Origin of the sequence: Methylogaea oryzae (assembly GCF_019669985.1) — a bacterium.
Classification (GTDB): domain Bacteria; phylum Pseudomonadota; class Gammaproteobacteria; order Methylococcales; family Methylococcaceae; genus Methylogaea; species Methylogaea oryzae.
This window is the reverse complement of record NZ_AP019782.1, coordinates 2004919-2030524: the sequence shown is the minus strand read 5'-3', so window position 1 is coordinate 2030524 and position 25606 is coordinate 2004919. Positions and strand designations below refer to the sequence as shown.

Sequence of the window (25606 nt, the reverse complement as noted above, 5' to 3'; positions counted from 1 at the left end):
AACCCAAAAGGTGACATCCATGTACGGAATCGACAACAGCGCCTCCATGGCTCCGCAGGCTACCGGCCTGGTTCCCATGGTCATTGAGCAAAGCGCGCGCGGCGAGCGGGCCTATGACATCTATTCGCGCCTCTTGAAGGAGCGGGTGATCTTCCTGGTAGGGCCGGTTGAAGACCATAGCGCCAACTTGATCGTGGCGCAGCTGCTGTTCCTGGAGTCGGAAAATCCGGACAAAGATATCCACCTTTACATCAACTCCCCCGGCGGCCTCGTGACGGCCGGCTTGGCCATTTACGACACCATGCAGTTCATCAAGCCGGACGTGAGCACGCTCTGTATCGGCCAGGCGGCCAGCATGGGGGCGTTGCTGCTGGCCGGCGGCGCTGCGGGCAAGCGTTATTGCTTGCCGCATTCCCGCGTCATGATTCACCAACCGCTGGGCGGATTCCAAGGCCAGGCCAGCGACATCGATATCCATGCCAGGGAGATTTTGGCCGTGCGCGAGAGGCTCAATCGCATCTTGGCGCATCACACCGGACAGCCTATCGAGCGCATACAGCAGGACACCGACCGCGACAATTTTATGGGTGGTGAAGACGCTGTGGCCTATGGTTTAATTGACAAAGTGCTGTCCAAGCGCGAAGCGGTGCAAAGCGCGTAAGCCCACGGCGGCGTCTTGACGCGGCGTTTCCCCAAGCGAGGATTTTTAGAGAATGAGCGACGATAAGATGGGAAAAAGCGGCAGCAGCAAGCTCCTGTACTGCTCTTTCTGCGGGAAGAGTCAGCACGAGGTACGCAAGCTGATCGCCGGCCCGGCGGTGTACGTGTGCGACGAGTGCGTGGAGTTGTGCAACGACATCATCCGCGAGGAGTTGAACGAAAAGTCCGCTGAAAGCGTCAACAATCTGCCCAAGCCGAAGGAAATCAAGGCGGTGCTCGACGAGCACGTCATCGGCCAGGAGCGGGCCAAAAAAACCTTGTCGGTGGCGGTTTACAACCACTACAAGCGTTTAAAGGTTCACCGTAAGAAAAACGACATCGAAATCGCCAAGAGCAATATCCTGCTGATCGGCCCGACGGGCTCCGGCAAAACGTTGCTGGCGGAAACCCTGGCGCGGGTGCTGGATGTCCCGTTCACCATCGCCGACGCCACCACGCTGACCGAAGCCGGTTACGTGGGCGAGGACGTGGAAAACATCATCCAGAAGATCCTGCAAAAGTGCGATTACGACGTGGAGAAGGCGGAGCAGGGCATCGTCTACATCGACGAAATCGACAAGATTTCCCGTAAGTCGGACAATCCCTCCATCACCCGCGACGTGTCCGGCGAAGGCGTGCAGCAAGCGCTGCTCAAGCTCATCGAAGGCACGGTGGCCTCGGTGCCGCCCCAAGGCGGACGCAAGCATCCGCAACAGGAATTTTTGCAGGTCAATACCGCCAATATTCTGTTCATCTGCGGCGGCGCATTCGCCGGCTTGGACAAGGTGATCCGCGCCCGTTCGGAAAAGGGCGGCATCGGTTTCTCCGCCGAGGTGTCCAGCAAGGACGATAAGCGCAGCGTGGGCGAAACGCTGGCGGACGTAGAGGCGGAAGACCTGATCAAATACGGCCTGATTCCCGAGTTCGTCGGCCGGTTGCCGGTGCTGGCGACGCTGGAAGAGTTGGACGAGGCGTCGCTGGTGCGCATCCTTACGGAACCGAAGAACGCCTTGGTCAAGCAGTACCATCGCTTGTTCGAAATGGAAGGTTGCGAGCTGGATATCCGCGAGGACGCCCTGGAAGCCGTGGCCAAGAAAGCGTTGGAACGCAAGACCGGCGCTCGCGGCTTGCGCAGCATCCTGGAAAACACGCTGATGGACCTGATGTACGAACTGCCGTCGGCCGAGGATATTTCCAAGGTGGTGGTGGACTCCTCCGTCATCAAGGGCGAATCCAAACCCTATCTAATCTACGAAACCGCCGAAAAGCAGCAAAAGCTGTCCGGCGAGTGAGGCCTCGGCCTTGTCTTTAACTGTCGGTCGGTGAGCAACTCCTCGGCGATTCGCTCATCGGCCAACGGCGGGTTTTTGGCGGCTTGCAATCGAGTTCAGCCGACTCCATATTGATTGGTACCGTCCTCTAACGTTGCCCGGATCCTAATTATGCAAGACGAATCCCTAGCCACGACCGCCGATATGGCGGTTCCGGTATTGCCGTTGCGCGACGTGGTGGTTTACCCGCACATGGTAATTCCGCTTTTCGTCGGTCGAGAAAAGTCCATCCATGCCTTGGATGCGGCCATGCGGGAAAACAAGCAAATCCTGCTGGTGGCGCAAAAGGACTCGGAGCTGGACGATCCGGAAGCCGGCGACCTCTATCGGGTGGGCACTCTGGCCAATGTGCTGCAGTTGCTCAAGCTGCCCGACGGCACGGTGAAGGTGTTGGTGGAGGGTTCGCGCCGCACCCGTATCGTCGAGTTGCGGCCGATCCAGAACTACTTCGAAGCGATCATCGATTTGCTGCACGAAGAGGTGAACGTCGGTGAGCAGGAGCTGGACGTGCTCATGCGCACGGCGGTCGCCACCTTCGACCAGTATGTGAAGCTCAATAAGCGGATTCCGCCCGAAGTGCTCAACTCTTTGGCTGGCATCGACGATGCGGGCCGCTTGGCGGACACCATCGCCGCCCACATGTCGCTGAAAGTCGAGGACAAGCAGCTCATCCTGGAAATGAGCGATATCGCCGTTCGCTTGGAAAAGCTCATGACCTTCATGGAAGGGGAGGTCGACATATTGGAGATGGAAAAGCGCATCCGCGGCCGCGTCAAGCAGCAAATGGAAAAAAATCAGCGCGAGTACTATCTCAACGAGCAGATGAAGGCGATCCAGAAAGAACTGGGGGAGATGGACGACGTCCCCAACGAACTGGAAGAGCTGCAGAAAAAAATCGAAAACGCGGGCATGCCGGCCGAGGCGCGCAAGAAGGCCGACGCGGAAATGCACAAGCTGAAATTGATGTCGCCCATGTCGGCGGAAGCCACCGTGGTGCGGAATTACATCGATTGGATCGTGGGCGTGCCGTGGAAACAGCGCACCAAGGTCAGCAAGGATTTGAAACGCGCCGAACAGGTGTTGGATTCCGAGCACTACGGCTTGGAGAAAGTCAAAGAACGGATTCTGGAATATTTGGCGGTACAGCAGCGGGTTAAGACCATGAAGGGCCCGATTTTGTGCCTGGTGGGGCCGCCCGGCGTGGGCAAGACCTCCCTGGGGCAGTCCATCGCCCGCGCCACCAACCGCAAATACACTCGCATGGCGCTGGGCGGCGTGCGCGACGAAGCGGAAATCCGCGGCCACCGTCGTACCTACATCGGTTCGCTGCCGGGCAAGATTCTGCAAAATCTTTCCAAGGTCAAGACCCGCAATCCGGTGTTCGTCCTGGACGAAATCGACAAGATGTCCATGGATTTCCGCGGAGATCCCGCCTCGGCGTTGTTGGAGGTGCTGGATCCGGAGCAGAACCACACTTTCAGTGATCACTACCTGGAAGTGGATTTCGATCTGTCGGACGTGATGTTCATCGCCACGGCCAATACGCTGGATATTCCCGCGCCGCTGCTGGACCGCATGGAAATCATCCGCTTGGCCGGTTACACGGAGGATGAAAAGACCAGCATTGCCTTGCAATACCTGGTGCCCAAGCAAATCAAGCAAAACGGTTTGAAGCCCACGGAAATACAGATTACCGAGGCCGCCGTGCGCGACATCATTCGCTATTACACCCGCGAGGCGGGAGTACGTAGCCTGGAGCGCGAGATCGCCAAGGTTTGCCGGAAAGTCGTGAAAGGCCTCTTGCTAAAGAAGGGAGGCAAGAAGGTTTCCGTGTCCGGGCGCAACCTCGAACAGTACCTGGGCGTGCGGAAATTCCGTTATGGCCAGGCCGAGGAAAGCAACCAGGTCGGCTTGGTCAATGGCTTGGCGTGGACCGAGGTGGGCGGCGAGCTTTTGACCATCGAAGCGGCGATCATGCCGGGCAAGGGCACTCACTTGTCCACGGGCAAGTTGGGCGATGTCATGAAGGAATCGATACAAGCCGCGGTTACGGTGGTGCGCAGCCGTGCCGCTCAATTGGGGGTCGCGGCGGATTTCTATCAGACGCTGGACGTGCACATCCACGTGCCGGAAGGCGCCACGCCGAAAGACGGCCCCAGCGCCGGCATCGGCATGTGCACCGCCCTGGTATCGGCGCTGACGCAAATTCCCGTTAGAGCCGACGTCGCCATGACCGGCGAGATCACCCTGCGTGGCGACGTGTTGCCCATTGGGGGACTCAAGGAAAAACTGCTGGCGGCGCACCGCGGCGGCATTCGTACCGTGTTGATTCCGCAGGAAAATGCGAAGGACTTGGCAGAAATTCCGAAAAATGTGCTGCAAGATTTGGAAATCTTGCCCGTACGCTGGATAGACGAAGTCCTGAAGGTGGCGTTGGAGTACTTGCCCGAGCCGAGGGATACGGCGATTCCGGCGGCGCAGGAGCAGGGCGCGGCCAAGGCGGGAAACGCGGTGCTGACCCACTAAAGGCACTTCAATCTTGTGAATGGCCTCACGACCCAGGCAGATGGCCCGCAAGCCTTGCAGTTACTGGCTTGACGGGCTTTTGACCGACTGCTATAAATTCCGCAGGATTCCCTGCATAGCATGACTGCCGGTGTGCGAATCCAGCGGAAAACAACCAACCGTCAATTATAGAAACAGGGGGATTTGATGAATAAAGCGGAACTTATCGACGCAGTGGCTAAGACGGCCGACCTGACGAAAGCCGATGCGGCTCGTGCTTTGGACGGCGTGCTCGATGCTATTACGGCTGCGTTGAAGAGCGGGGACAGCGTTTCTCTGGTGGGCTTCGGTACTTTTGCCGTTAAGGAACGCGCTGCGCGCCAGGGCCGTAATCCGCAGACCGGTGAAACCATCACCATCAAGGCGGCCAGCGTACCGACATTTAAGGCTGGCAAAGTTCTGAAAGACTGTGTAAAATAGTTGAATCTTAGCTAGGGTGCTTAGCTCAGCTGGGAGAGCATCGCCCTTACAAGGCGAGGGTCGCAGGTTCGATCCCTGCAGCACCCACCAGTTAGGTTTTGGAGTGGTAGTTCAGTTGGTTAGAATACCGGCCTGTCACGCCGGGGGTCGCGGGTTCAAGTCCCGTCCACTCCGCCACTAATTATAAGAACCCCGCTGCCACACGGTGCCGGGGTTTTTGTTTGCCTACGAGCCTGCCGGAAAGGCAGGGTGATTACAATAATTAAGAATTCTATCGGGTCGTAAGCCTATGCTGCAGACTATCCGCGACCGTGCTCATGGCATCATGGCATGGGTAATACTGATTTCCATCGCCGTGCCTTTCGCCTTATGGGGCATCCAGAACTACATGGATGTGGGTAAGGAAAAGCCGGTGGCTTCGGTGGGCGATAAGGAACTTTTCGAACGGGATGTGAGCCGAGTGGCCGAACAGGATCTTTCGAACCTGGTCGGATTCGGCGAGCAGGACGAGAAGGTTATCCGCCAGCAAGCGCTGGAACGCCTGATCCATGAAACGTTGCTGCACGACGAAGTCCAACGCCTGCGCATGGGCCTGGGAGACGATGCGCTGCGCGACGTGATTCAATCTTTGCCTTATTTCCAGACCGACGGAAAGTTCGACAAGGAAAAATACAAGCTTTCCATGTCGGCCCAGGGGGCGAGTGCCGCCGGTTTCGCCGCGCAAATCCGCATGGCGGTCGCCATGGATCAGCTTCAGCACGCTATTGCCCGCACCGCTTTCGCCACTCCGCACGAAGTAGATCAATTTCTCCGGTTGAAAAATCAAAAGCGAACGGCCGAATACGTGCTGGTTCCCGTTGCGAAAGAAGGCGCTGCACCGACGGCGCAGGCGATTGAGCAGCACTATCGATCCCACGAGGCTCAGTACCAGACTCCCGAACGCGTTTCCGTCCAGTACGTGGAACTGAGCCTGGATCAAGTCGCCCGCCAAGTTCAAGTGAATGACGACGAACTGAAGGCCTATTACGAAGAGCAAAAAGCCAGCTTTACTACTCAGGAGCGCCGCAAGGTCAGCCATATGCTGTTTAGCGTCGAACCGGGCGCCAAGGACGACGCTTATGCCGCAGCGCTGGGCAAGGCCAAGCAGGCGGCCGAGCGGTTGGGCAAAGGCGCCGATTTCGCCAGCGTGGCTAAGGAACTGTCGGACGACAAATTGTCCGCGGCTAAAGGCGGCGATCTGGGCGTGATCGCCAAGGGCCAGATGGACAAAAATTTCGAGGATGCGGCGTTTAAGCTCAAGGCCGGTGAAGTATCCGAACCGGTGAAAACCTCGTTTGGTTACCATCTGATCAAGTTGACCGAGTTGACCGCTGGGAAGTCCAGGGGGTTTGACGAGGTGAAAGAGGAATTGCGCCAGACTTATCAGCGTAACGCAGCGGAAAAGAGGTTCTACGAGCTGGGGGAAAAGCTCAGCCAAGTCGGGTTCGAGCACTCGGATAGCCTGGAGCCGGCGGCCGAAGCGGTGGGCGCCAAGCTGCAGGAAACGGCGCTGTTCACCCGTGACGAGGGGGCGGGCGTTGCGGCCGATCCCGCGTTGCGCAACGCCGCTTTCAGCCAGGACGTATTGGACGGCCACAATAGCGAAGCCGTCGAGTTGGCGTCGGGCAACGTGGTGGTGCTGCGCGTCAAGAAACACGTCGTGTCGTCGTTGCGGCCATTGGACGAAGTCCGTCCGCAAATCGAAGCGCACCTGCGCCATGAAGCCGCCGAATCCGCCGCCAAGGCCAAGGCCAAGGCGCTATTCGAGCGTTTCCAGCAAGGCGCTTCCTTGGCCGATGCCGCCAAAAGCGACGGTTTGGCGGTGGAGAAGCCCAAGCCGTTCGGTCGCGACGACACTCAGGTTTCTCCGGAACTGGTGACGGCGACGTTCCATATGGCCCGGCCGGCCGGGAATCAGACTGGCAAGTTGCTCACTTCCTTGGCGAGCGGCGAGCAGGTGGTCGTGCACTTGCTCGAAGTGACCGACGGCGACGCGGCGGCGGTTGACGCCCAAGAAAAGGCCAAAGTGCGCGATCTGTTGAGTCGATCCAAGGGCCAAGCGGAGTACGCCAGCCTGATGCAGCAGTTGCGTGAAGACGGCGACGTGCACATCACCGCCAATAAGGAATAGAGGGGCTTCCTTCTTCAGCGAAAAGGCCGGCTGGCGTCTAGCGCGTCAGCCGGCCTTTTCTTTTGGGGAGCAAGGCGACGGTTACAAGTGCAGCAGCAGCCGCGCCGGATCTTCCAGCAGCTCTTTGATGGTGAACAGGAACTGAACCGCTTCGCGGCCGTCCACCAAACGGTGGTCGTAGGACAGCGCTAGGTACATCATGGGCCGTATGACTACTTGGCCGTCCTCGGCGATAGGCCGCTCCTTGATGGCGTGCATGCCGAGTATGGTGCTTTGCGGCGGGTTGAGGATGGGCGTGGACAGCAAGGAGCCGAATATGCCGCCGTTGGTGATGGTGAAAGTGCCGCCTTTCAAATCGTCCATGCTTAAGCGTCCCTCGCGGGACTTTTGTGCGAATTCGGCGATGTTCTTTTCGATGTTGGCGAAAATCATCCGGTCGGCATCGCGCAGTATGGGCACGACCAATCCGCGATTGGTGGAGACGGCGATGCCGATGTCGTAGTAGTTGTGATAAATGATGTCTTCGCCGTCGATGGTCGCGTTGGCGGCGGGGAAGCGCTTGAGGGCTTCCACCGCGGCTTTGACGAAGAAGGACATGATGCCCAACTTGATGCCGTGCTCCTTCTCGAAGCGGGCGTTGTATTGGGCGCGCAAATCCATGATGCGGCGCAAGTCCACCTCATTGAAGGTCGTCAGCGTGGCCGTGCTGTGCTGGGCTTCCAGCAGCCGCTCGGCGATGCGGGCGCGCAGGCGGGTCATGGGCACGCGCTGTTCGGTGCGATGGCCGTTGGCCGGGGGCGCTGCGGCGACGGCGGCGAATCCCGCGTCGTCCTCCAACGGGCGTCTTTCCGACGGCGCGGGTTTGGCGGATTTCTCGGCCAAATAACTCGTTACGTCTTCCTTGGTCAGCCGGCCGTCCTTGCCGGTGCCGGCTATTTGCGCCGCGTCCAGGTTGTTTTCCGCCAACAGCCGCCGCACGGAGGGGCTGGCCACCGCCGCGGGCGCGCTGGATTCCGACTTGGGTGCCGGGGGCTCCGTCGGCGGCCGCGCCGTTTTCGCGGCGGCTGCGTCGGTCAAAATCAGCGCCAACAGATCGCCCGCTTTGACCCGCTGGCCCGCGTGGCTGCTGTGTTCGCCCAATACGCCATCGGCCGGCGCCGGAACTTCCAGCACCACCTTGTCGGTTTCCAAATCCAGCAGATTTTCGTTTTTCGTCACCGCGTCGCCGGGTTGTTTGTGCCACAGGGCGACGGTGGCATCGCTCACGGACTCCGGCAAATTCGGTACGCGTACTTCCAGTGTTTGATTCGGCATGGTTCGACTCGGCCCAAGTGATGGCTAATCCTGCGCTGACTGCGCGCCCAGCGCATTATACGGTCTTCCCCGACGCGGCAAAGCCTGTTCCCCGGCCGCCGATGGCTTCCCGGCTCCTAGGGTTGGGTCCAACGCATGACCGGTACCGTCGACACGCTGTTGACCGGGGCGCCTTCGATGACTTTGCGGCTGATGGCGAGGTAAACCAGGGTGTTGTGCTTGGCGTCCCACAGCCGGACGATTTTGGTGGCCTTGAATAGCAACGAGGTGTCTTCGGAGAAGACGGTTTCGTCCTTGGGAAGTTGCGCCGGCAGCGCGATGGGGCCGGTTTGGCGGCAGGAGAGGGAGAATTGGGATGGATCTTCCGCCAAGCCCAGGCCGCCGGAAATCCCCCCGGTTCTGGCTTGACTGATGTGGCAGGTCACTCCGGGGATTTTCGGGTCCTCGAAAGCGTCGACGCAGACTTTGTGGTTGGCGCCGATCATTTTCCAGGCGGTGGTGACGCAGCCGACTTCTTCGGCATTGGCGCCGCCTGCGGCGAGCGCCAGCGCGGCGCAAAGCCGCAGGCGTTGTTTGGCGAGTTTCATGGAGGAATATCGGTAATGGTGGGCAAGGCGCCATTGAAGCGCTAGAGCCGCATTGATGCAAGCGCGAAGCTTGTGCAAGGAAGTACGCCGGGGAGCTCGCGGCCGCCCCGGCGCGGCCCTTCCGGTTGTTGTCGGAAGGGCGGAGGCGCTTAGAACAGCTCGGCGGTGGGAATCAGCGTGAAAAACGCCAATACGCTGTAGCAGGCCACGGCGAGGCCGACGTGGGCGACCACGACCACCTTCGGCGGCCGCTTGCCTTTCCTCGCGGCCATTCCCATCAGCAAGCCCAGGCCGATGATGACCACCGCCATGGCGATGTTGATATACAGGCGCGCGTCTCCGGCCAGGGCCGCCATGATCACCAATGCCGATCCTGCAAGGGCCGCCGCACCGTGGATCATGGCATAGCGGCCATCCACGGCGCGGCCCCGCAATACGCCGAGAACCATGGACAAGCCCATGGCGGCGACGACAGTGAAGATGGCAAGTGCACCCATCAGCATGATTGTGAACTCCTAAAACTTAGTTGATCGGAAATGAGCAAGCTAAAGAGGGAAAGCATTGCTCGAGCTTGGCTGAGCAATAAACAGGCCAGAAACCGAGACTATCGATCGCATCGGCCGCAAGCCGCGCCGAGCGGGCGTTTTCGACGCGAGCGGAAAAGGCGCATTGGTGGGCGGCGACCGCCCCTTATGGGAAAACGCGCATCGGCGAGGGCATTTGACGGAAGCGCCTAGGTCTGACGCGCCGAGCCCCGAGCGGCGGCGCGTGGACGGATTTTTTTGCGGCGCGACGTGGGGATTTTCCCGCCTCCTACGTCTTAGTTATGGAAGCCGGCGCAAATGTCGGAATTCGTCATTCTTGGAGAGCTCTCCCTTCGCACCTCCCTTCGGGGAGGTTTTTTTTGGCATACCTCGCCGGGTTTAAGGGCGCGCCTCGGTCCTCCGGGAAAACCGCAACGCCTATCAAAGGCCGCCAAATGCCCCGCCATTGCGGCATATGACGCACGAGCGAGGGGAGGGGAGGCGGCGCCGTGTGCGCCGGCAACCCGCGGCGCGGGCGGAATGGCGGCTGAATGGCAGGAAAGTTGCCTGCTCGCTGGCGCAACGCCGGCGGTGTCCGCGCTGCCGTCCCGGCGGCGGCCGTATCCAATGGCCGGTTTTCAACACCTCATCAACACACCGTCAACAGCGCCAGTTAATCGCCCATGGCTTTTTACCGCCAAAACGTGCTGCAACAACTTTATATCGACAGTCACGACGAACTGGAGGGGCTGCTGTTCGCCCGGCTGCGCTGCCGCGACACCGCGGCCGACCTGTCCCAGGAAGCGTTTCTCAGGCTGCATGACAGCGAAGATTTGTCGGCTATCGGCAACCTGCGCGGCTATTTGTTCCGTATTGCCATGAATCTGCTCAACGACCACTACCGTTCCGCCGGCGTGCGGAGCGGCGCGACCGGCGAGGAGGCGGAAGAGTTGCTGGCGAACTTGCCCGATTGCCGTAGCGCCGAAACCGTCGTTATGGCCGAGGAACAGTTGGACTCCGTGGCGGCCGCGTTGGCGGAGTTGTCGCCGTTGTGCCAGCGTATTTTTTATTTGAACCGATTCGAGGGACGGAAGCACAAGGACATCGCCGAGCGGCTGGGCATTTCCGTGCGCACGGTGGAGGACAATCTCGCCCGCGCCTTGCGGCACTGCGTCCGTCGTCTGCCTAGGGGCTAGGCGTGGTTTTCCGCCCTGCGGCCGTCTATTCTGTAACGCCCCAAACCTGCGCTTAACCCCGCGAACCGACATGCCCCTGCGCCCCGATTCCGAATCCGCCCGTCTGCGGGATGAAGCCGTCGCGTGGCTGGTACGTCTGCATTCGGGCGACATGGCGCCGGGCGAGCGGTTGTCCTTGGAGCGGTGGCGGGCGCGCTCCGCCGGGCACGAAAATGCCTGGCGGGAAGCGGAAGCGCTCTGGCAAGGCATGGATTCGCTCTGCGAGCAGGCGATACCCGGTTCGCGGCCCTTGCCTCAGGAATCGGCCTCGGCCGGACGCGCGTTCCCCCGTCGCCGCCTTCCGTCAAAGCGGTGGAGCGCCGTCGCCGCCGCCGTTGCCCTGGCCTGGGGGCTGGCGATTTACCCGCCGGCGCGCTGGCTGGCCGATTATTCGACGGGAACCGGCCAAATGCTGACGGTGTCCTTGGAGGACGGCTCCACCGTAACGCTCAATACCGCCACAGCCCTGCGGGTGGAGTTCAGCGAAAATCGGCGCGATATCCGCCTGTTGTCCGGGGAAGCCTCCTTCAAGGTGGCCAAGGACGCCGGGCGGCCTTTCGTCGTCGCCAGCGACCATGGCAGCGCCCGCGCCGTCGGCACCGAATTTTTGGTGCGCGAAACCGGCGACGGCTTGGACGTGGCGGTGCTGGAAGGGACCGTGAGCATGGAGGCGGGAGGACAGGCGCTGCTGTCCCATCATCAGCTCGGCAGCTATCGGCAGGGCGCTGCGCTGCGCGTGGACAAGGCCGCGCCGGTGGAAAACCTCGCCGCCTGGCGCGACGGCTACGTCATCTTCGACAACACCCCGCTGCGCGCGGCCCTGGCGCAAATCGACCGTTACCGTCCCGGCCGGGTGCTGTTGCTCAATGAAAAACTGGCCGATTACCGCGTCAGCGGCGTGTTCTCCGTCGACGACATCGACCGGGCGCTGCGCGCCCTGGGCGAAACCACGCCGGCCCGTGTAGCCTTCGTTTCGTCCTATGTGGCGCTGGTGCGGTAAATGACCCACGTGGATTTGTGAACCTGGTCCGTCTGTATGGGTAGACGCCCCTTTGGGGCTCGAACCCAAGCCACAGACCGACGAGGTAATCCATGCCGAAACCCCTATTGCCGTCCCTGCCGCCGCTGTTGTTGGCCACCTGCGCGGCGTTGCCCGCCGCCTCCGTTCGGGCGGAAGAAGTCGCCGCCGCTTACCAAATCGCCGCCCAGCCGCTGGACAGCGCCTTGCTGTTGTTCGGCCGGCAAAGCGGCGTGCGTTTGTTGTACGGCAGCGATTTGGCCAAAGGACTGAAAACTTCCGGCTTGAAGGGCCGCTACACGCCGGAGGAGGCCCTGGGCAAACTGCTGGCCGACACGCCGCTGCAAGCCCGCCGTACCGGCGACGGCACCTGGACCCTGGAACGCAAGCCGGCGGCCGATGGCCCCAAGAAGCCACCGGCCCCGGCCGCCGCTGTTACGCCCGCACCCGTGCAGGCGCTGGCCGGCATCGAGGTGACCGCCCATCCGGTGATCGAAGAAGTGAAGCTGGACAACTACTCCAGCGTTTCCGCCGTGGTCACGGAAAACCAGATCCGCGACCAAAATGCCGTGGATCTGGCCGCCGCCCTGCGCCGCACGCCGGGCGTGCAGATTTCCCGCTTCAATCCGGTGGGCGCGTTCGGCGGCGAGCAGGACGGCCTGGTGTTGGTGCGCGGCATGGGCGCCAGCCGCCCCGGCAGCGAAATCAAGACCTATGTGGACGGCATTCCCCTGTATATGGGCGTGTGGAGCCATCCCTTGCTGGACTTGCTGCCGGTCAACGGCATGGAATCCATCACCGTCAACAAAGGCCCGCAGCCGCAGACCAACGGCAACAACTTCGCCTCCATCAACCTCACCAGCAAACGCGCCACCGAGGACGGCGTGCACGGCAGCGCCCGGTTGTCCGGCGGCTTCTACGGCACCCTCATCGAGCAAGCGGACGTGGTCGGCAAGCAGGGCGACGTGGACTTCATGCTGGCGCAAGGCTATGCCAAATCGGACGGCCACCGCGCCAATGCCGACGGCGAGCTGAAGAACGTCATGGGCCGGTTGGGTTGGCAGATCAACCAGCACTGGGCTACCAGCGTCAACTTCCTTTACACCAGCAATACCGCCAGCGATCCCGGCGACTCCCGCCTGCCGAAACCGTCGGTGGCGCCGCAATACACCACAGAAGCCGGCATGGTGTCCGCCGCCTTGTCCCACGAGCACGGCAGTTGGCTGGGCGAGTTCCGTGTCTACCACAACGCCGGCGACGGCAACTGGCTCAACCAGTCGGGCACGGCCGGCGATACGCTGTCCTCCTTCAACATGGACGGCCTGCGCTGGAAGGAGCAGTTTTCCCTGTGGGAAGGCGGCACGGTGAAGGCCGGCATCGACAACGACTGGATTTCCGGCCAGGTGCGGTTCAAGCCGCTGGCGCCGGAACCGAAAAATACCGTGGGAGCGCCCACTTTCCGCGTCACCTCGCCCTATGTGGGCCTAAGCCAAGACATTGCGCTGGGCAGCGATTGGACGCTGACGCCCTCGGCCGGCGTGCGCTTTTACGACCACAACCAGTTCGAATCCAACACCGCGCCCCATTTCGGCCTGTCGCTGGCTTCCGAGCGGTTGACCGTGTTCGGCAACCTGTCCCGCGGCGTCAACTTCGCCGGCCTGGAAACGGCGGTGCTGTCTTCCATCATGCCGCTGGGCTCCAGTTGGAAACAGCTGACGGCGGAGGAGATGGACCACGCCGAAGTGGGCTTCAAGGCCATGCCGTTCGACTCCACCCAAGTGGACTTCAGCTACTTCGTCGACCACGTGAAAAACCGCTACATCTTCGGCTTCCCGCCGGACGTGCCGCCGCCGCCGCAGTTCATCAACCTGGGCGCCTACCGCATGAAGGGCATGGAGCTGGCGATCCGCCAGGACATCGGCCGCGATTGGTCGGTGTTCGGCGGCCTGACCTTGCTCGATCCCAGCATCGGCCATTTGCCCTATACGCCGCGCAGCGCGGTAACCGCCGGCGTCAACGGCAAGGTCGGGCCGGTGAAACTGGCGCTGGATATGCAATATCAAGGGGATGTGTGGGCGCTGAACCGTTCCCGCTTCGGCGGCGCCAGCAACACCGAGAAAGTGGAGTCCTTCACGGTGGTCAACGCCCGCGTGTCCTATCCGCTGCCCGTGCTGGGCAAAAAAGGTGAGGTATTCGTCGCCGCCGAAAACCTGCTGGACAGCAAGTATTCCTACCGCCCCGGTTATCCCATGCCGGGTATCTGGGGCCAGGTGGGCATTGCCGCCAGCTTTTGAGGGGTAGGCCATGAAATCGACGATATGGAACCGGCTACGGCCCGTAGCCATCGCGGCGGCCTTTGCCTTGGCCGCCTGTGCCGCGCCGCCGCAACCGGTGGGTTTGGGCGGCGCCGCCGTTCCGGCGCAGGAGGGCCGGCTGTTGCTATTGGCCGCCCGCGTTTTCGACGGCCAAAGCATGCGGCAGGACGCCGGCGTGTTGATCGCCGGCCGCGACGTCGTCGCGGTGGGCTCCGCCGCCGAATTGCGCGGCCAGGGGGCGCGGGAAATGGATTTGGGCGACGCCACCATCCTGCCGGGCTTCATCGAACTGCATGCCCATTTGGCCTTCCACCGTATCCCCGCCGATGTTGTGCTGCGTCACGGCATCACTACCGTGCGGGACGTGGGCGGGCCGCTGCTGGCGGCTTCCGGCGGTGACGGCCGGCTGCGCTTGCTCAGCGCCGGCCCCATTCTCACGGCGCCGGGCGGTTATCCCATAGCCACCTTCGGCGACAGCGAAGTGGCGGTGGCGGTGCGCGGCGCGGAGGAAGCCCGGCGGATGGTGGGGCAGCTGGTGGAGGGCGGGGCGGCGGTGATCAAAATCGCCCTGGAACCGGGCGGCGAACCGGGCGCGCCTTGGAACAACACCGGCCACGGTCATGGCCACGGCGGCGGCCGGTTCGGCCCGCCGTGGCCGCTGCTGCCGCCGGAAGTCGTCAAGGCGGCGGTGGAGGAGGCGCACCGGCTCGGCCGCAAGGTGGCGGCCCACGTGGGCGAGAGCCGGGGCGTGGAACTGTCCCTGGACGCCGGCGTGGACGAATGGGCGCATATCCCCTGCGCCGCCATCGGCGACGGCCTGTTGCGGCGCGCGGTGGAGCAAGGCGTGAAGGTGGTATCGACCCTGGATACCCTATCCGGTTGTGCCGGCGCCCACGCCAACGCCATGGCGCTGGCGAAACTGGGCGCGGATTTCCTCTACGGCGCAGAGATCGCCCACACGGACGTGCCGTGGGGCATCGACGCCCAAGAGCTGCACTGGCTGCGGCAACTTAGCGGCATGTCCACGCAGGACTTGTTCCGCACGGTCACCGCCAAGGCCGGCGCTTACTTGGGATTGGCGCCGCTGGGCACCTTAACTCCCGGCGCTCCCGCCGACTTTATCGCCGTGCGTGGCGATCCGCAGGAGAACTTAAAGCTGCTGGAATATCCCGACCTGGTGGTGTCGGGCGGCCGGGTGGTCGCGAACGGACATCTTTCTGTAACGTATTGATGGTAGATTGGCGTGGATCGGCGAGGGCGAGGCCGTTCCGACGCCTCCCCGCCATCCGCTTGCCGGCGCCGTACGTTAAGCCAAGCCCCATCTTGCGCGATTAGCGGATCGATGGGCGAAAAAAACACCGGCAACCAATACGGTGGATAGTAACCGATTAATTGCCGGTGTCAGACGCGCATTATTGAGGTTATGCGCCCGTTATTTAGCAGTAGGCATGCCAAGTTATAACAGGCCTTAACGCCTGTGTTTTCCCAACGCGTCCAGCGGTCGGTTGCGGCAAATGCCGCATGGGGTGCGGCATTTGGCCCGTTTGGATTAAAACCGGGCGATTGCGACAATTTGCCGCATTTCCTTGCGGGGTTTCGCTGGCTAGCCTTGTTCCTGGCGCAACGAGGAAACCCGCCGGGCGCATAAGGCGGGTTCTTGCCGTTCGACGCTTTAAAAGGAGTTTAATCAATGAATTTAACCTCGATCGAATCGCTTTGGGTGGAACTGTCCGGCTTGTCCCATCGCTGGTATGTGATGGCCAAGGATAATTTCGGTCGCCGCCGTGCCATCAGCGCGCCTTACGATTCACTGGACGCGGCCTTGGCGGCCGCCCGCGCCATCGAGTCGGGGCTCTGCTGAATAGGCCGAGCGCCGGTTATCTTAGAGGAGGGGGTATGTACCAACAGCAGGATACCGTATCCGTTTTCGCCGAGCCCGGGGCGGGGATTCACGGCTTGGAGGAACTGCGCCGCGTCTGTCAATGCCAAGACCGTTTATTGACCATGGTCGCCCACGACTTGAAGTCGCCCCTCAACGTGATTTTGGGGGTGGGCGAATCCTTGCGAGCCGGTTTGTCGGATCCGTCCGCTGAGATGGACAAAGCGGAAATACTGCACGATGTGAACACCATCCTGAGTATGGGCAACGGCATGGTGCGGTTGGTCGAAGGGTTGCTGTGCGCCGCTCGCCTCGAGTCGGGCAAAGAAGACCTGGAACTGGTGGAAATCGCCGATCTTGGCGAGGTGTTGCAGTCGATCGGCGGTATTTACCGGTCGAAAGCCCAGGGCCGGGGCATCGCCTTGACGGTCGAGCTGGACGATCCGCTGCCCGCGGTGTACTGGGATATGTGCCGTATCCAGTACCACGTGTTGAACAATATCCTGTCCAACGCTTTGAAGTATGCGGGGGAGGGGGGATGCGTGCGGCTGTCGGCGCGAGTGGACGATGCGGCGGTGCTGATCGCCGTGGCCGACGACGGGCCGGGCATACCGGTAGAGGAGCGCGGCAAGGTTTTCGATCGCTTCGAACGGCTGGGCGTCAAAGCGGAGCGCGCCTACCAAAGCTCCGGTTTGGGGCTGTACAACGCTTACTTGTTGACCAGGCAGCACGGCGGCACGATTCGTATCGACGACGGCATCGGCGGCCGGGGCGTCGCGTTTACGGTGACTTTGCCGGCCCGGCCATCCTTGCCGCAAGGGGTTCGGCTGGCCGGTTGACCGGCGCGGCGCGATTTTCCCGCGTCAACCGCCCGGACCATGCCGCAAGCCTTGGTATAGTGTGCCGCCTTGGCCCACGGGCTATTCGCTTGGTGTTTTCTCCGTCCTTATGTTCACCCGCAATAATTGGATTCGCTGCCACCGCTACCTGGCGCTTAGCGCCGGCTTGTTCTTCGCCCTGCTAGGCCTTACCGGCAGTCTCAGCGTTTACCGCGAGGCGCTGGACGAGCTGCTCAATCCGCAGCTGGTGGTGGAGCGGCCCGGGCGCGACTACGCGTCCCTGGACCGGATCATGGAGTCCGTGCGGCGCGCCCATCCGCGTTACAACGGCGCCTGGACCTTGGAAATGCCCCGGTCGCCCCGCGGCATGATGACCGCCTGGTACGAAGCGCCTTATGAAACGCTCGGCGAGTATTACGCGCCGCTCATGGTGTCTGTGAATCCCTACACCGCCGAAGTGGTCGCCAGCCGCTACTGGGGGCATACGGCGACCACTTGGCTGCTCGACCTGCACACCCAGTTGCGGCTGGACCGCAACGGCTGGAATTTCGTCGGCGCGTTGGGGCTGTTGCTGACGATTTCCGTGGCGTCGGGGCTATACCTGTGGTGGCCGGGCTTGGCGCGGCTCAAATCGGCGTTCGCCATCCGCCGCAATGCCGGCGTCGTGCGGCTGGCGTTCGACCTGCACCGCCTGGTCGGTTTGGCCAGCGCGACGGTCTTGCTGTTGTTGGCCTTGACCGGCGTTCACCTGAGTTATCCCGCGGTGCTGGAAAGTTTGGCCGGGGCGTCCGGCATGGGCCATCACGGCAACGGCAGCCCCGACCTGCGCAGCACGGCCGTTCCCAACAACAATCCCGTCGGGCTGGCGGCGGCGGATTTTATCGCCCGCAGCCTGTTTCGCCGCGCCGAACTGCGGCGCATCACCACGCCCGAAGGCGACGCCGGCGTTTACCGCGTCAACTTCCGCCAGGCCGGCGAGCTGAACCAGGCGCACCCTTTCACCGTGGTGTGGGTGGACCGCTGGAGCGGCCAAATCAAGGCGGTGCGCAATCCAGCCCAATTTACGGCGGGACAAGCCTTCACCACCTGGATGTGGCCGCTGCACACCGGCGAGGCTTTCGGCGCGACGGGACGGTTTATCTGGTTCCTGACCGGCTTGACGCCCGCGCTGCTGTTCGCCAGCGGCTTGCTCTGTTGGCTGCACCGGCGCGGCGTCGTGCGGGACCGGCCGGTGGATGTCGCCGCCTGGCTTTCGTACGGTCGCCGCCAGGGCGGCCGCGCCTACGGCGTCGCACGGAAAGTTATCGGCGTCGCCGTGCCCTTGGCGCTGCAAGCCGGTCGGCGGGCCTGGTCCGTGCGGCCGAGCCCGACGCAATGGTCGAAGTGGCGGCGGCGCCTATTGGCGTCGCAACGATATGGTCGCCTATGGCGTTGGCTGCGGGGGAGGTGGTCGTTTATGCGCGAACTTTAGCCGGTCAAATGATTTTATGATCGAAGGCGCGATCGCCGAGTCGCTTAACGGCAACGCCGCGCTTATTTCAACCATTTCTCTAAAAGCGCCTTTAAGTCGTTTATCCGAATCGGTTTGGCCACGTGATCATTCATGCCGGCTTGCAAACAGAGCTGAACTTCATCCAATAAAGCATTGGCGGTAATCGCAATAATCGGCAGGGTTTGCCATTGCCCTTCGCCACGAATACGGCGAGTGGTTTCCAAGCCATCCATAACCGGCATTTTGATATCCATCAATACCAAGTCGTAATGTTTTTCGGTTAGCGCTTCCAATGCCGCGCTTCCATTTGAAGCCACGTCGACCGACACGCCCAACCGGGCCAGCATTCTGCAAGCCAACTCCTGATTGACCAACTTGTCCTCTACCAATAACACGCGATGCGAGGCCGAAGAAATAACGTTGGTCTCAACGGATTTTTCATACGTTTGCGGTTTGTTCAAGGTGTTTTCATTGGCAACGCCAACAACGATGTTGCATATGAAACGGCTGCCCAACCCGGGGGAGCTCTCCACGCTGACTCTGCCGCCCATCAACGCCACCAGTTGCCGGCAAATTGCCAATCCCAATCCCGTTCCGCCGTATTTACGCGTAGTGGACGCATCCGCTTGAACGAACGGTTGGAACAGTTGGTCTTTGACTTCCGGAGCGATGCCGATGCCGCTATCCTCTACTATAAAAACCAATTCCGCTTGATCGCCGTCAAGTTTTACCCGTCCCACCTTTAGCCGCACGTGTCCCCGCTCGGTAAATTTGACCGCGTTACCAAGTAGATTAACCAGAACCTGCCGTATTCGGTGAGGATCGCCAAAATATTCGCCATCAACACCTTCATCTAGCTCGCAAAAGAACGTCAACCCCTTCTTTTGGACGCCGTATCGCACTAAGCTGGAGGCGCCGAACACAACATCCTGGAGAAAAAATGGCATGCTTTCCAAGCAAAGTTCGCCAGCCTCCACTTTGGAAAAGTCTAAAATGTCGTTAATGATTCTTAATAGGCTGTCGCCAGCCTGGTGAACCTCGTCGAAATACTCGGATACCTCATGCAACGTATCCGGAACGTGTCGCCCAAGATCGCTAAATCCGAGTATCGCATTGAGCGGAGTGCGAATTTCGTGACTCATGTTAGCAAGAAACTGGCTTTTTAAGCGGTTCGCGCGCTCGGCGATTTCCTTGGAAACTCGCATCTCCTCCTCGGCTTGTATTAAGCGCTGATTCTTTTCCGCTAAGCTGCGTGTCCGCTCTTGCACAATGGAATCGACCAATAGCGTACGTCCCGTTAAAAGCAATAAAACGCCAGCTAGTAGTCCGGTAAATATGAATCCTCCCCCTAAAACATACCAGGCAGACCAGTAGCCTTTAAAATCGTCCGGATTGCCGGATGCCTCCAACAGCCAACGCCGGCCGCCGATGGATAGCTGCTTTTGCAAATGTAACGCCGACAAATCGTTGAAGTCCCTGTCGGCATGCAGCAACCCGTTATCCACTGTGTCCAGGTCGGTGATACGCAGCGGCAGGATTCTTCTCTGCCGCGACGTTGGCGGCAAAACCGAATCCAGCATGTCACCAACGCGCAACACGCCGACAACGTATCCTGATAAGTTGTCGCGTCGCAGAGTTTCGTTATCAAATGAAATTCCGTTCCTGTATACCGGAACGAATAGGAGTAAACCGGATTGATACTGACGCTCCAGACCACCCTGATCGGAAATCGCGGGTTCCTGAACTAGGACGATGGGCGCCGTAGCGGACAGCTCGCCGGTGTCCCGGGCTCGCTCTAGCGCCTTTCGACGTAGCGGATCGGAGCCGACATCGTAACCCAAGGCCCGCTGATTGGTTTCGAATGGTTCAATATAGGTCACAACGACATATTCGCCGCGCGACGAGGCCGTCGTTGATTTGCCTTGCGCGTCCTTTTCGCGAATAGCAAAATCCGTTATCCCTCCGGCCCGCTGTTTAGCTTCGAATGCGCGTCGCTCGCTGAATTTTACAAGCGGGTTCCATGACAATGCGCGTAATCCCGGTTCCCTAGTCAATAAATTGTCTGCATAACTTTTGAATTCATTACGGTAGACATATGACGAACCACTGAAAAAACCGCGCGTGGACCACACTATCGTGTTGAAACGCAGCATGCTCGACTCCACCGCGTTGAACGCCATTTCCACCGTTTTCTCGAAATCCGATTCCATGCGCGCTCGCTCCGCGGTTCCCGCGTATACGAATAACGCGATCGCCGCCGCTAGGCTGGCCATCAAAGGAATAGCGACGGCTTTTCGGCGCATTTCCCAGGCAGAGCGCGGTTGGCCGAAAATGGTCAGGAGCAAAGGAGTAAATACCAAACAGCCGATGGTGTCGCCGGTCCACCATGTTACCCAATTAAGTGCGAAATTGGAGGAGAATACGCCGGTATACCAAGATATGAGGGTGAGGCTCCAGGTGGCATTAATGCTACACCCTAGTGGGCCGGCAATGGCCATAAAGACAATGACGTCCCTGTCGTTGTGCAATGGCATGGGGTAGCCAACCCAGCGGCGGATGGCATGGGCTACGATTGCGACCTGTAATGTGGCCCCGACGGCGATGACCGTCGGCATCAACAAATCGTTTGGAGATAGTGGCGTATTGCCACCGAGTAGGGCGTTATTTATAAACGACCCTAAAAAAACCCCTGGAATAGCCCATCGGCCCCATATTAAAACCGCTCCCAAAGCCAAGCCGGCCGGCGGCCAAATAGCGGACACATAGCCAGGGTGTATCGCTAGAAACAGTCCTAGACGACCCAGCAAAACATAAGCCGCTGTTACGGAAATAATTAGCACCAGTTTGCCTTTCACAGCCAAGATGCTCCCGGTATCTGTCTCGATGGTATTGGCTTCACAATAAAGATTTGAATGCCCCTACGGGCGTTGGATGGCTTTTTCTAGCGAGGTGCTTCGAGTTTTCGTTACGTGGTCAAGCGATATCGAACTTTGTAACGAGATATTTCGCCGTCAAGCGTTTTCGCTGGGTTCGCTAACCCTAGCGGATAAGTGGAGTAGCGGCATGCGTAGGAGGCGCCGTTTTTGGTAAAGCCGGAAACGGTTTTCAGTATCCCTGGGTACTAGAACGTGTTGTCGCGTTTAAGAACTCGGCCATTCCCATGCGGTATAGGTCAAGACCTATTTTACGAAACATTCTTATGTGGTCGTCGAAAATGGTTTGACATTCGTGGAATGTCTTATGTCTTTTTTGCTGCTAAGCCGCAACGCAAAGCGCAGACTAACCGGTAAATGGACGCAAGCGTAGAGCCACGCTCGCAGTGAGAGTCTCTAGCGTTTAAATGGCGTTTCTTAGGTATCTGACTCGTTCCGCCAGCGGACATGCCCCACTGTAGGCCATCCCTTTGGCACCCCTTAAGAAACCTTAAGAAGTATAGTGCTTATGGGGCTTTCCACGTTCACCATGCCATAATAAAAACCGTGAATGCGGTCACAAAACAGATGTTTGCTTTAGTGATGCGCCGCTCAAGTTCCAAGTGTCGTCGCCAGCATCAGAGTTTTAGATCCATCAACAGTTGCCTCGACGCATTGCTAGCTACCAGGATGGCCGGAGGGGGTAACGCAATTCGAATGCCGGAGTAGGTTTCGCGTTGGCTTGGCCCTCCGGCGCGGGCGCATTGAACCTTTAGGGGGTAAACCATTGGGCGCAACGAGAATTCCGAATTCCCGGAATACGCCATTCGCCGCACCGGCTGCGGCATATCACACACTTCGCCGGGGCCGCGTCGACGGCGGCCGGCGTCGATCAAGGATCGTGAACGTTGGCACGGCATCTGCTGTGAAGTGCGCGGAGCCGTCGTCCCGGTCATGGGCGGCCTCCGCTTTTTCTTCGCAGGACATGAAGGACGATGATGACGCAGGTATCGACGCTGACGCTGGCTCAGTTGATGGACGAACATGGAAACGAGGTGCGGCGGGTGTTGATGCGCCGTTTGGGCTGCCGGGAGACGGCCGCGGACGTGTTGCAGGAAAGCTTCCACCGCCTGGCCGCCAGCGGTTTGTGGCGCGAGGCGGTTAATCCCCGCGCCTTGCTCTACCGCATCGCGGGCAATTTGGCGACGGATTACGAGCGCCGCCGCAAGGTGGAGAGCCGCTACATCGATCCCGAACCGGCGGACGACGATACGGCGGCTTTCGGCGTCACCCCCGAACAAATCGTCGAAAGCCGCGAGCGGTTGGATTTGCTGTTGGCGGCGATCCAGCAGCTGCCGCCGCAATGCCAGCGGGTGTTCCTGTTGCGTAAATTCGAGGATATCGGCCAACAGGAAATCGCGGACCGTTTGGGCATATCCCGCAACATGGTGGAAAAGCACTTGCGCCACGCTTTGATCGTGCTGCGCAAAGGCCTGGGCGATATGTAACCCGCGCCGCCGAACGGCGAAAACGCGCAAAAAACGGGCGCGTTTAAGGGCGGGACGCGAAAAAAGGCGAGCGGATTTGTTTTTTGGCCGTTCCTATCCAAAATAACGAATCCATCCCTGACTTTCCCAGAGGCGCCATGAACACACGGCTGGCAACGCTTGCTTTCGGAATGGGCTATACCCTCGCGGCGCTAGCCGCTCCGCCGGGCGAGCCTCCAAGCCAAGTTTACGAGGATTGCCGCGGCAAAAGTCCGGGGGCGGTGGTCCAGCACGCGACGCCCCAAGGTCAGGTCGCCGCGACCTGCGTCCCCACGCCCAACGGGCTGGCGGCCCGCCCCAATCAGCCGCGCAACGCATCGCCGCGTCGTGGGCCCGATAGCGCGGAAGGAAGGGCCGGCGAGCCGAGGCCGCGACCCGCGCAGAACGGGCAAGGGGGCGGGAAGGCTTATTCCCTGGAACAAGCGACCTCCGACCACGCCCAATTGAATACCATCGCGTTCGATGGCTTGGCTTTCCTTACCGGCGACTTCGGCTACGACACCTTCCTGCCGCCCGGCAAAGTGTCCGACTACTTCGGATTCCAGTACATGCGCGACATCGATGCGCGGGGAGGAGGGCATAACACCTCGTTCCTGACCCGGATCGCCAACAACGTGCTGTCCATTCTCAACAACGGCCAGAAGGCGCAATTGCTGGCCCTGGCCGACGAACAGCAGGCGGATATCCAACGCTTCGCCATGATGCGCCTGCCGCTGATCAAGGCGTTCAGGCTGAACCTCGAAGGCCGTATCCCGGCGGGGAGCGATGGGCTGGACCGCCAGGCGGTCGTCGACCATTCGATGGAGCTTTACGCCATCGACGGCCGGCTGGCCTATCGGCGGGCGCAGGTGATGGCCGATATCCTCCGTCGCTTGGACGACGGGCAAAAAGCCGCGCTTTCGCGGCTAAAGTTCGGCGATTCCTCCACCTGGCCGGACGTGCCGGAGCCGCTCGAGCGGCGCGGCATGAGCCACGAAGCGGACGTGGCGGTGATGACTTACGCCAGCGAGATGTTTTCCTGGTATGCCGGTTCGCTGGAAGCCGACACCTATTTCTGTCCCGAACGGCACGGCATGTATTTTGGAGGCTTCGGCATGAAGACCGCGCCGGCCATGGGGAAACGCGACTACGCCATCAGCACCTCGCTCACCGGCGACAGCGGCGAGAGTTTCCTGACCGCGCTGTTCGACTCCCAGCGCCGGGCTATCACCGGCTTAGTCGAACTGCAGCGGCGGGATTTGGCGGAGATCGTCCAGGTAAGGCGTGACATCGCGGCGGAGCTGCGGCGTTTCCTTCAGGGCGGGGTCGCCGATCAGGCCAAGGTACTGGCATTGTCGAGGCGTTACGGCGCCTTGGACGGCGATTTGTCGTATTTGTACGCGAAAGCCTTCGCCGAGGTCGGCCAAACGCTGACCGAGCCGCAAAAGCGGCGCCTTTCCGCCATGCGTGCGGACGACCCGTCCGTTCCCAAGGGGCCGTTTTTATACTCGACCCCCATCGCTCCGCCGGATATGGAAAACACCGGCGTTTTCTTCGGAGCGTCGCGCTAGCCGTTCCGCCCGCCGAGCGGTCGAAACCGTCGTATAAACGGCGGTTTTGCCGTTTCGAAACGGCCGGCCGCTCCTGTTTCGCCTGGCTTCGGCGTTAATGCGAGGGGCGCTCGGTCGGACTGTCGGGCGGCGCGCCCGTGGGCGGCCGGCGGGCCGTGTTGCAAATCTCTAGATCCGGGTGTCCATCGATGCAAGATGCCGAAACCGAGCGACAGGCGTTGTTCGAGGAAGCCGCCGCCTGGTGGGTCACCCTCGACGGCGGCGCCGACGACGGCGATCAGGCCGCTTTTCGCGCCTGGATGGAACGCTCGCCCGCCCACCGCGCCGCTTTCGCCGAGGTGTGCGCCCTATGGGGCGAGCTGGAAGGGCTGCGCAAGCCGGTCCGGCCGGCTTCGGCGCCACCTCCGGCGCGCCCTGCGGGGGATGCCGTCCGCCGCGCCGGCCGCGCCGCCCGATGGCTGGCGGCGGCCGCCGCGTTGTGGGCCGTGTCGCCGGCGCCGGCCTGGTTGTTGGCCGATTACCGCACCGTCGCCGGGCAAACGCAAACGGTGCGCTTGGACGACGGCTCCGTCGTGACGCTGAGCGGCGCATCGGCCCTGGACGTGGACTTGGGGCGCAGCGAGCGCCGCCTGCGCCTGCTGCAGGGAGAGGGGTATTTCCAAGTAGCTCCGGACCCGGCGCGGCCGTTCCGGGTCGGCACGGCCCACGGCACGGTGACGGCGCTGGGCACGGCCTTCGACGTCCGCATCGGCGACGCATCGACGCAAGTGGCGGTTACCGAGCATTCCGTCGCCGTGGATGCGGCGGGCCAAGCGCCGGTCGCCGTTGCCGAAGGGCAGTCGCTGTCGTTCGACGATCACGGCGCGGGACCGGCGTTGACCGCCGACACCGACGCCATCACGGCGTGGCGGCGCGGAGCGCTGGTGTTCCACGAACGGCCTTTGGGCGAGGTGGTGGCCGAACTCAACCGGCACCACGCGGGCCGCATCTGGATATCCGACCCTTCCATCGCGGGCCGTCTGGTCAACGGCGTGTTTCGCGCCGACGACGCCCTGGGCTCCCTGGCCGCCATCGAAAGCGCCCTGCAATTGCGTTCCACGCGGCTCAGCGGCTACTTCGTCCTGCTGCATCGTTGACCGCCCGCGCCGGCTGACGGCCCCGCGGCGCATTTTCCCCGTTCAATTTCCCAACGCGTCTCCCGTGTCGACG

At 61.2% G+C, this 25606-nt stretch carries 19 protein-coding genes and 2 tRNA genes; 17 read left to right on the top strand and 4 right to left on the bottom strand.

Annotation, left to right across the window (positions count from 1 at the left end; all coding sequences use genetic code 11):
• Positions 1-19: 19 nt before the first annotated feature.
• From clpP to K5607_RS09075, 7 genes are all read left to right on the top strand, one after another.
• The gene (gene clpP / locus K5607_RS09105; protein ID WP_054773069.1) at positions 20-661 is read left to right on the top strand and encodes an ATP-dependent Clp endopeptidase proteolytic subunit ClpP; all 642 of its coding nucleotides are present in this window, start codon (positions 20-22) and stop codon (positions 659-661) included.
• A gap of 52 nt (positions 662-713) precedes the next feature.
• A complete protein-coding gene (gene clpX, locus K5607_RS09100) occupies positions 714-1991 on the top strand; it encodes an ATP-dependent Clp protease ATP-binding subunit ClpX (protein WP_054773070.1) in 1278 nt (425 codons plus the stop codon).
• Between the two features lie 150 nt (positions 1992-2141).
• On the top strand, positions 2142-4556 hold the full coding sequence (gene lon, locus K5607_RS09095) for an endopeptidase La (RefSeq protein ID WP_221046832.1): 2415 nt from the start codon (positions 2142-2144) through the stop codon (positions 4554-4556).
• A 186-nt stretch (positions 4557-4742) separates the two neighbouring features.
• Positions 4743-5015: an HU family DNA-binding protein gene (locus tag K5607_RS09090; RefSeq protein WP_054773073.1), complete on the top strand. Its 273-nt coding sequence runs from the start codon at positions 4743-4745 to the stop codon at positions 5013-5015.
• Between the two features lie 14 nt (positions 5016-5029).
• Positions 5030-5105, top strand: a tRNA-Val gene (locus tag K5607_RS09085).
• Between the two features lie 10 nt (positions 5106-5115).
• Positions 5116-5192 (top strand) — tRNA-Asp (locus K5607_RS09080).
• A gap of 112 nt (positions 5193-5304) precedes the next feature.
• The gene (locus tag K5607_RS09075; protein ID WP_082411400.1) at positions 5305-7185 is read left to right on the top strand and encodes a SurA N-terminal domain-containing protein; all 1881 of its coding nucleotides are present in this window, start codon (positions 5305-5307) and stop codon (positions 7183-7185) included.
• 81 nt (positions 7186-7266) lie between these two features.
• Here the strand turns inward: K5607_RS09075 and odhB are convergent, their stop codons facing one another.
• The 3 genes from odhB to K5607_RS09060 form a co-directional block, all read right to left on the bottom strand.
• Positions 7267-8499, bottom strand: a complete 1233-nt coding sequence (gene odhB / locus K5607_RS09070) for a 2-oxoglutarate dehydrogenase complex dihydrolipoyllysine-residue succinyltransferase (protein WP_221046831.1) — start codon at positions 8497-8499, stop codon at positions 7267-7269.
• Between the two features lie 116 nt (positions 8500-8615).
• Positions 8616-9086 carry a CreA family protein gene (locus K5607_RS09065; RefSeq protein ID WP_054774810.1) on the bottom strand — a complete coding sequence of 157 codons (471 nt, stop codon included), beginning with the start codon at positions 9084-9086 and terminating at the stop codon, positions 8616-8618.
• A 149-nt stretch (positions 9087-9235) separates the two neighbouring features.
• The gene (locus K5607_RS09060; RefSeq protein WP_221046830.1) at positions 9236-9589 is read right to left on the bottom strand and encodes a hypothetical protein; all 354 of its coding nucleotides are present in this window, start codon (positions 9587-9589) and stop codon (positions 9236-9238) included.
• Positions 9590-10293: 704 nt separating this feature from the next.
• Here K5607_RS09060 and K5607_RS09055 point away from each other — a divergent pair.
• The 7 genes from K5607_RS09055 (at position 10294) to K5607_RS09025 (ending at position 18367) form a co-directional block, all read left to right on the top strand.
• Positions 10294-10806 (top strand): RNA polymerase sigma factor, encoded by a 513-nt coding sequence (locus tag K5607_RS09055; protein WP_082411782.1) that lies wholly within the window; start codon positions 10294-10296, stop codon positions 10804-10806.
• A 70-nt stretch (positions 10807-10876) separates the two neighbouring features.
• Positions 10877-11845, top strand: a complete 969-nt coding sequence (locus tag K5607_RS09050) for a FecR family protein (RefSeq protein WP_221046829.1) — start codon at positions 10877-10879, stop codon at positions 11843-11845.
• Positions 11846-11937: 92 nt separating this feature from the next.
• Positions 11938-14157, top strand: a complete 2220-nt coding sequence (locus tag K5607_RS09045) for a TonB-dependent receptor (RefSeq protein ID WP_221046828.1) — start codon at positions 11938-11940, stop codon at positions 14155-14157.
• A gap of 10 nt (positions 14158-14167) precedes the next feature.
• Positions 14168-15409 carry an amidohydrolase family protein gene (locus K5607_RS09040; protein WP_221046827.1) on the top strand — a complete coding sequence of 414 codons (1242 nt, stop codon included), beginning with the start codon at positions 14168-14170 and terminating at the stop codon, positions 15407-15409.
• Positions 15410-15868: 459 nt separating this feature from the next.
• Positions 15869-16039 carry a hypothetical protein gene (locus K5607_RS09035; protein WP_156302839.1) on the top strand — a complete coding sequence of 57 codons (171 nt, stop codon included), beginning with the start codon at positions 15869-15871 and terminating at the stop codon, positions 16037-16039.
• Between the two features lie 35 nt (positions 16040-16074).
• Entirely contained in the window at positions 16075-16896 is an 822-nt protein-coding gene (locus K5607_RS09030) for a sensor histidine kinase (RefSeq protein ID WP_221046826.1), read from the top strand.
• Positions 16897-17005: 109 nt separating this feature from the next.
• Positions 17006-18367: a PepSY-associated TM helix domain-containing protein gene (locus tag K5607_RS09025; protein WP_221046825.1), complete on the top strand. Its 1362-nt coding sequence runs from the start codon at positions 17006-17008 to the stop codon at positions 18365-18367.
• Positions 18368-18429: 62 nt separating this feature from the next.
• Here K5607_RS09025 and K5607_RS09020 read toward each other — a convergent pair whose 3' ends face one another.
• On the bottom strand, positions 18430-21243 hold the full coding sequence (locus K5607_RS09020; RefSeq protein ID WP_156302721.1) for a CHASE domain-containing protein: 2814 nt from the start codon (positions 21241-21243) through the stop codon (positions 18430-18432).
• Between the two features lie 1055 nt (positions 21244-22298).
• Between K5607_RS09020 and K5607_RS09015 the strand changes: the two genes are divergently transcribed.
• The 3 genes from K5607_RS09015 (at position 22299) to K5607_RS09005 (ending at position 25533) form a co-directional block, all read left to right on the top strand.
• Positions 22299-22808 (top strand): RNA polymerase sigma factor, encoded by a 510-nt coding sequence (locus tag K5607_RS09015; protein ID WP_054774111.1) that lies wholly within the window; start codon positions 22299-22301, stop codon positions 22806-22808.
• 482 nt (positions 22809-23290) lie between these two features.
• Positions 23291-24397 carry a hypothetical protein gene (locus K5607_RS09010; protein ID WP_221048854.1) on the top strand — a complete coding sequence of 369 codons (1107 nt, stop codon included), beginning with the start codon at positions 23291-23293 and terminating at the stop codon, positions 24395-24397.
• A gap of 188 nt (positions 24398-24585) precedes the next feature.
• Positions 24586-25533, top strand: coding sequence for a FecR family protein (locus tag K5607_RS09005; RefSeq protein WP_221048853.1), 948 nt, complete (start codon positions 24586-24588; stop codon positions 25531-25533).
• The last annotated feature ends 73 nt before the right edge of the window (positions 25534-25606 follow it).

Coding starts and splice junctions, on each gene's coding strand:
- clpP (WP_054773069.1), top strand. CDS start 20: ATGTACGGAATCGACAACAGCGCCTCCATGGCTCCGCAGGCTACCGGC.
- clpX (WP_054773070.1), top strand. CDS start 714: ATGAGCGACGATAAGATGGGAAAAAGCGGCAGCAGCAAGCTCCTGTAC.
- lon (WP_221046832.1), top strand. CDS start 2,142: ATGCAAGACGAATCCCTAGCCACGACCGCCGATATGGCGGTTCCGGTA.
- K5607_RS09090 (WP_054773073.1), top strand. CDS start 4,743: ATGAATAAAGCGGAACTTATCGACGCAGTGGCTAAGACGGCCGACCTG.
- K5607_RS09075 (WP_082411400.1), top strand. CDS start 5,305: ATGCTGCAGACTATCCGCGACCGTGCTCATGGCATCATGGCATGGGTA.
- odhB (WP_221046831.1), bottom strand. CDS start 8,499: ATGCCGAATCAAACACTGGAAGTACGCGTACCGAATTTGCCGGAGTCC.
- K5607_RS09065 (WP_054774810.1), bottom strand. CDS start 9,086: ATGAAACTCGCCAAACAACGCCTGCGGCTTTGCGCCGCGCTGGCGCTC.
- K5607_RS09060 (WP_221046830.1), bottom strand. CDS start 9,589: ATGCTGATGGGTGCACTTGCCATCTTCACTGTCGTCGCCGCCATGGGC.
- K5607_RS09055 (WP_082411782.1), top strand. CDS start 10,294: ATGGCTTTTTACCGCCAAAACGTGCTGCAACAACTTTATATCGACAGT.
- K5607_RS09050 (WP_221046829.1), top strand. CDS start 10,877: ATGCCCCTGCGCCCCGATTCCGAATCCGCCCGTCTGCGGGATGAAGCC.
- K5607_RS09045 (WP_221046828.1), top strand. CDS start 11,938: ATGCCGAAACCCCTATTGCCGTCCCTGCCGCCGCTGTTGTTGGCCACC.
- K5607_RS09040 (WP_221046827.1), top strand. CDS start 14,168: ATGAAATCGACGATATGGAACCGGCTACGGCCCGTAGCCATCGCGGCG.
- K5607_RS09035 (WP_156302839.1), top strand. CDS start 15,869: ATGAATTTAACCTCGATCGAATCGCTTTGGGTGGAACTGTCCGGCTTG.
- K5607_RS09030 (WP_221046826.1), top strand. CDS start 16,075: ATGTACCAACAGCAGGATACCGTATCCGTTTTCGCCGAGCCCGGGGCG.
- K5607_RS09025 (WP_221046825.1), top strand. CDS start 17,006: ATGTTCACCCGCAATAATTGGATTCGCTGCCACCGCTACCTGGCGCTT.
- K5607_RS09015 (WP_054774111.1), top strand. CDS start 22,299: ATGACGCAGGTATCGACGCTGACGCTGGCTCAGTTGATGGACGAACAT.
- K5607_RS09005 (WP_221048853.1), top strand. CDS start 24,586: ATGCAAGATGCCGAAACCGAGCGACAGGCGTTGTTCGAGGAAGCCGCC.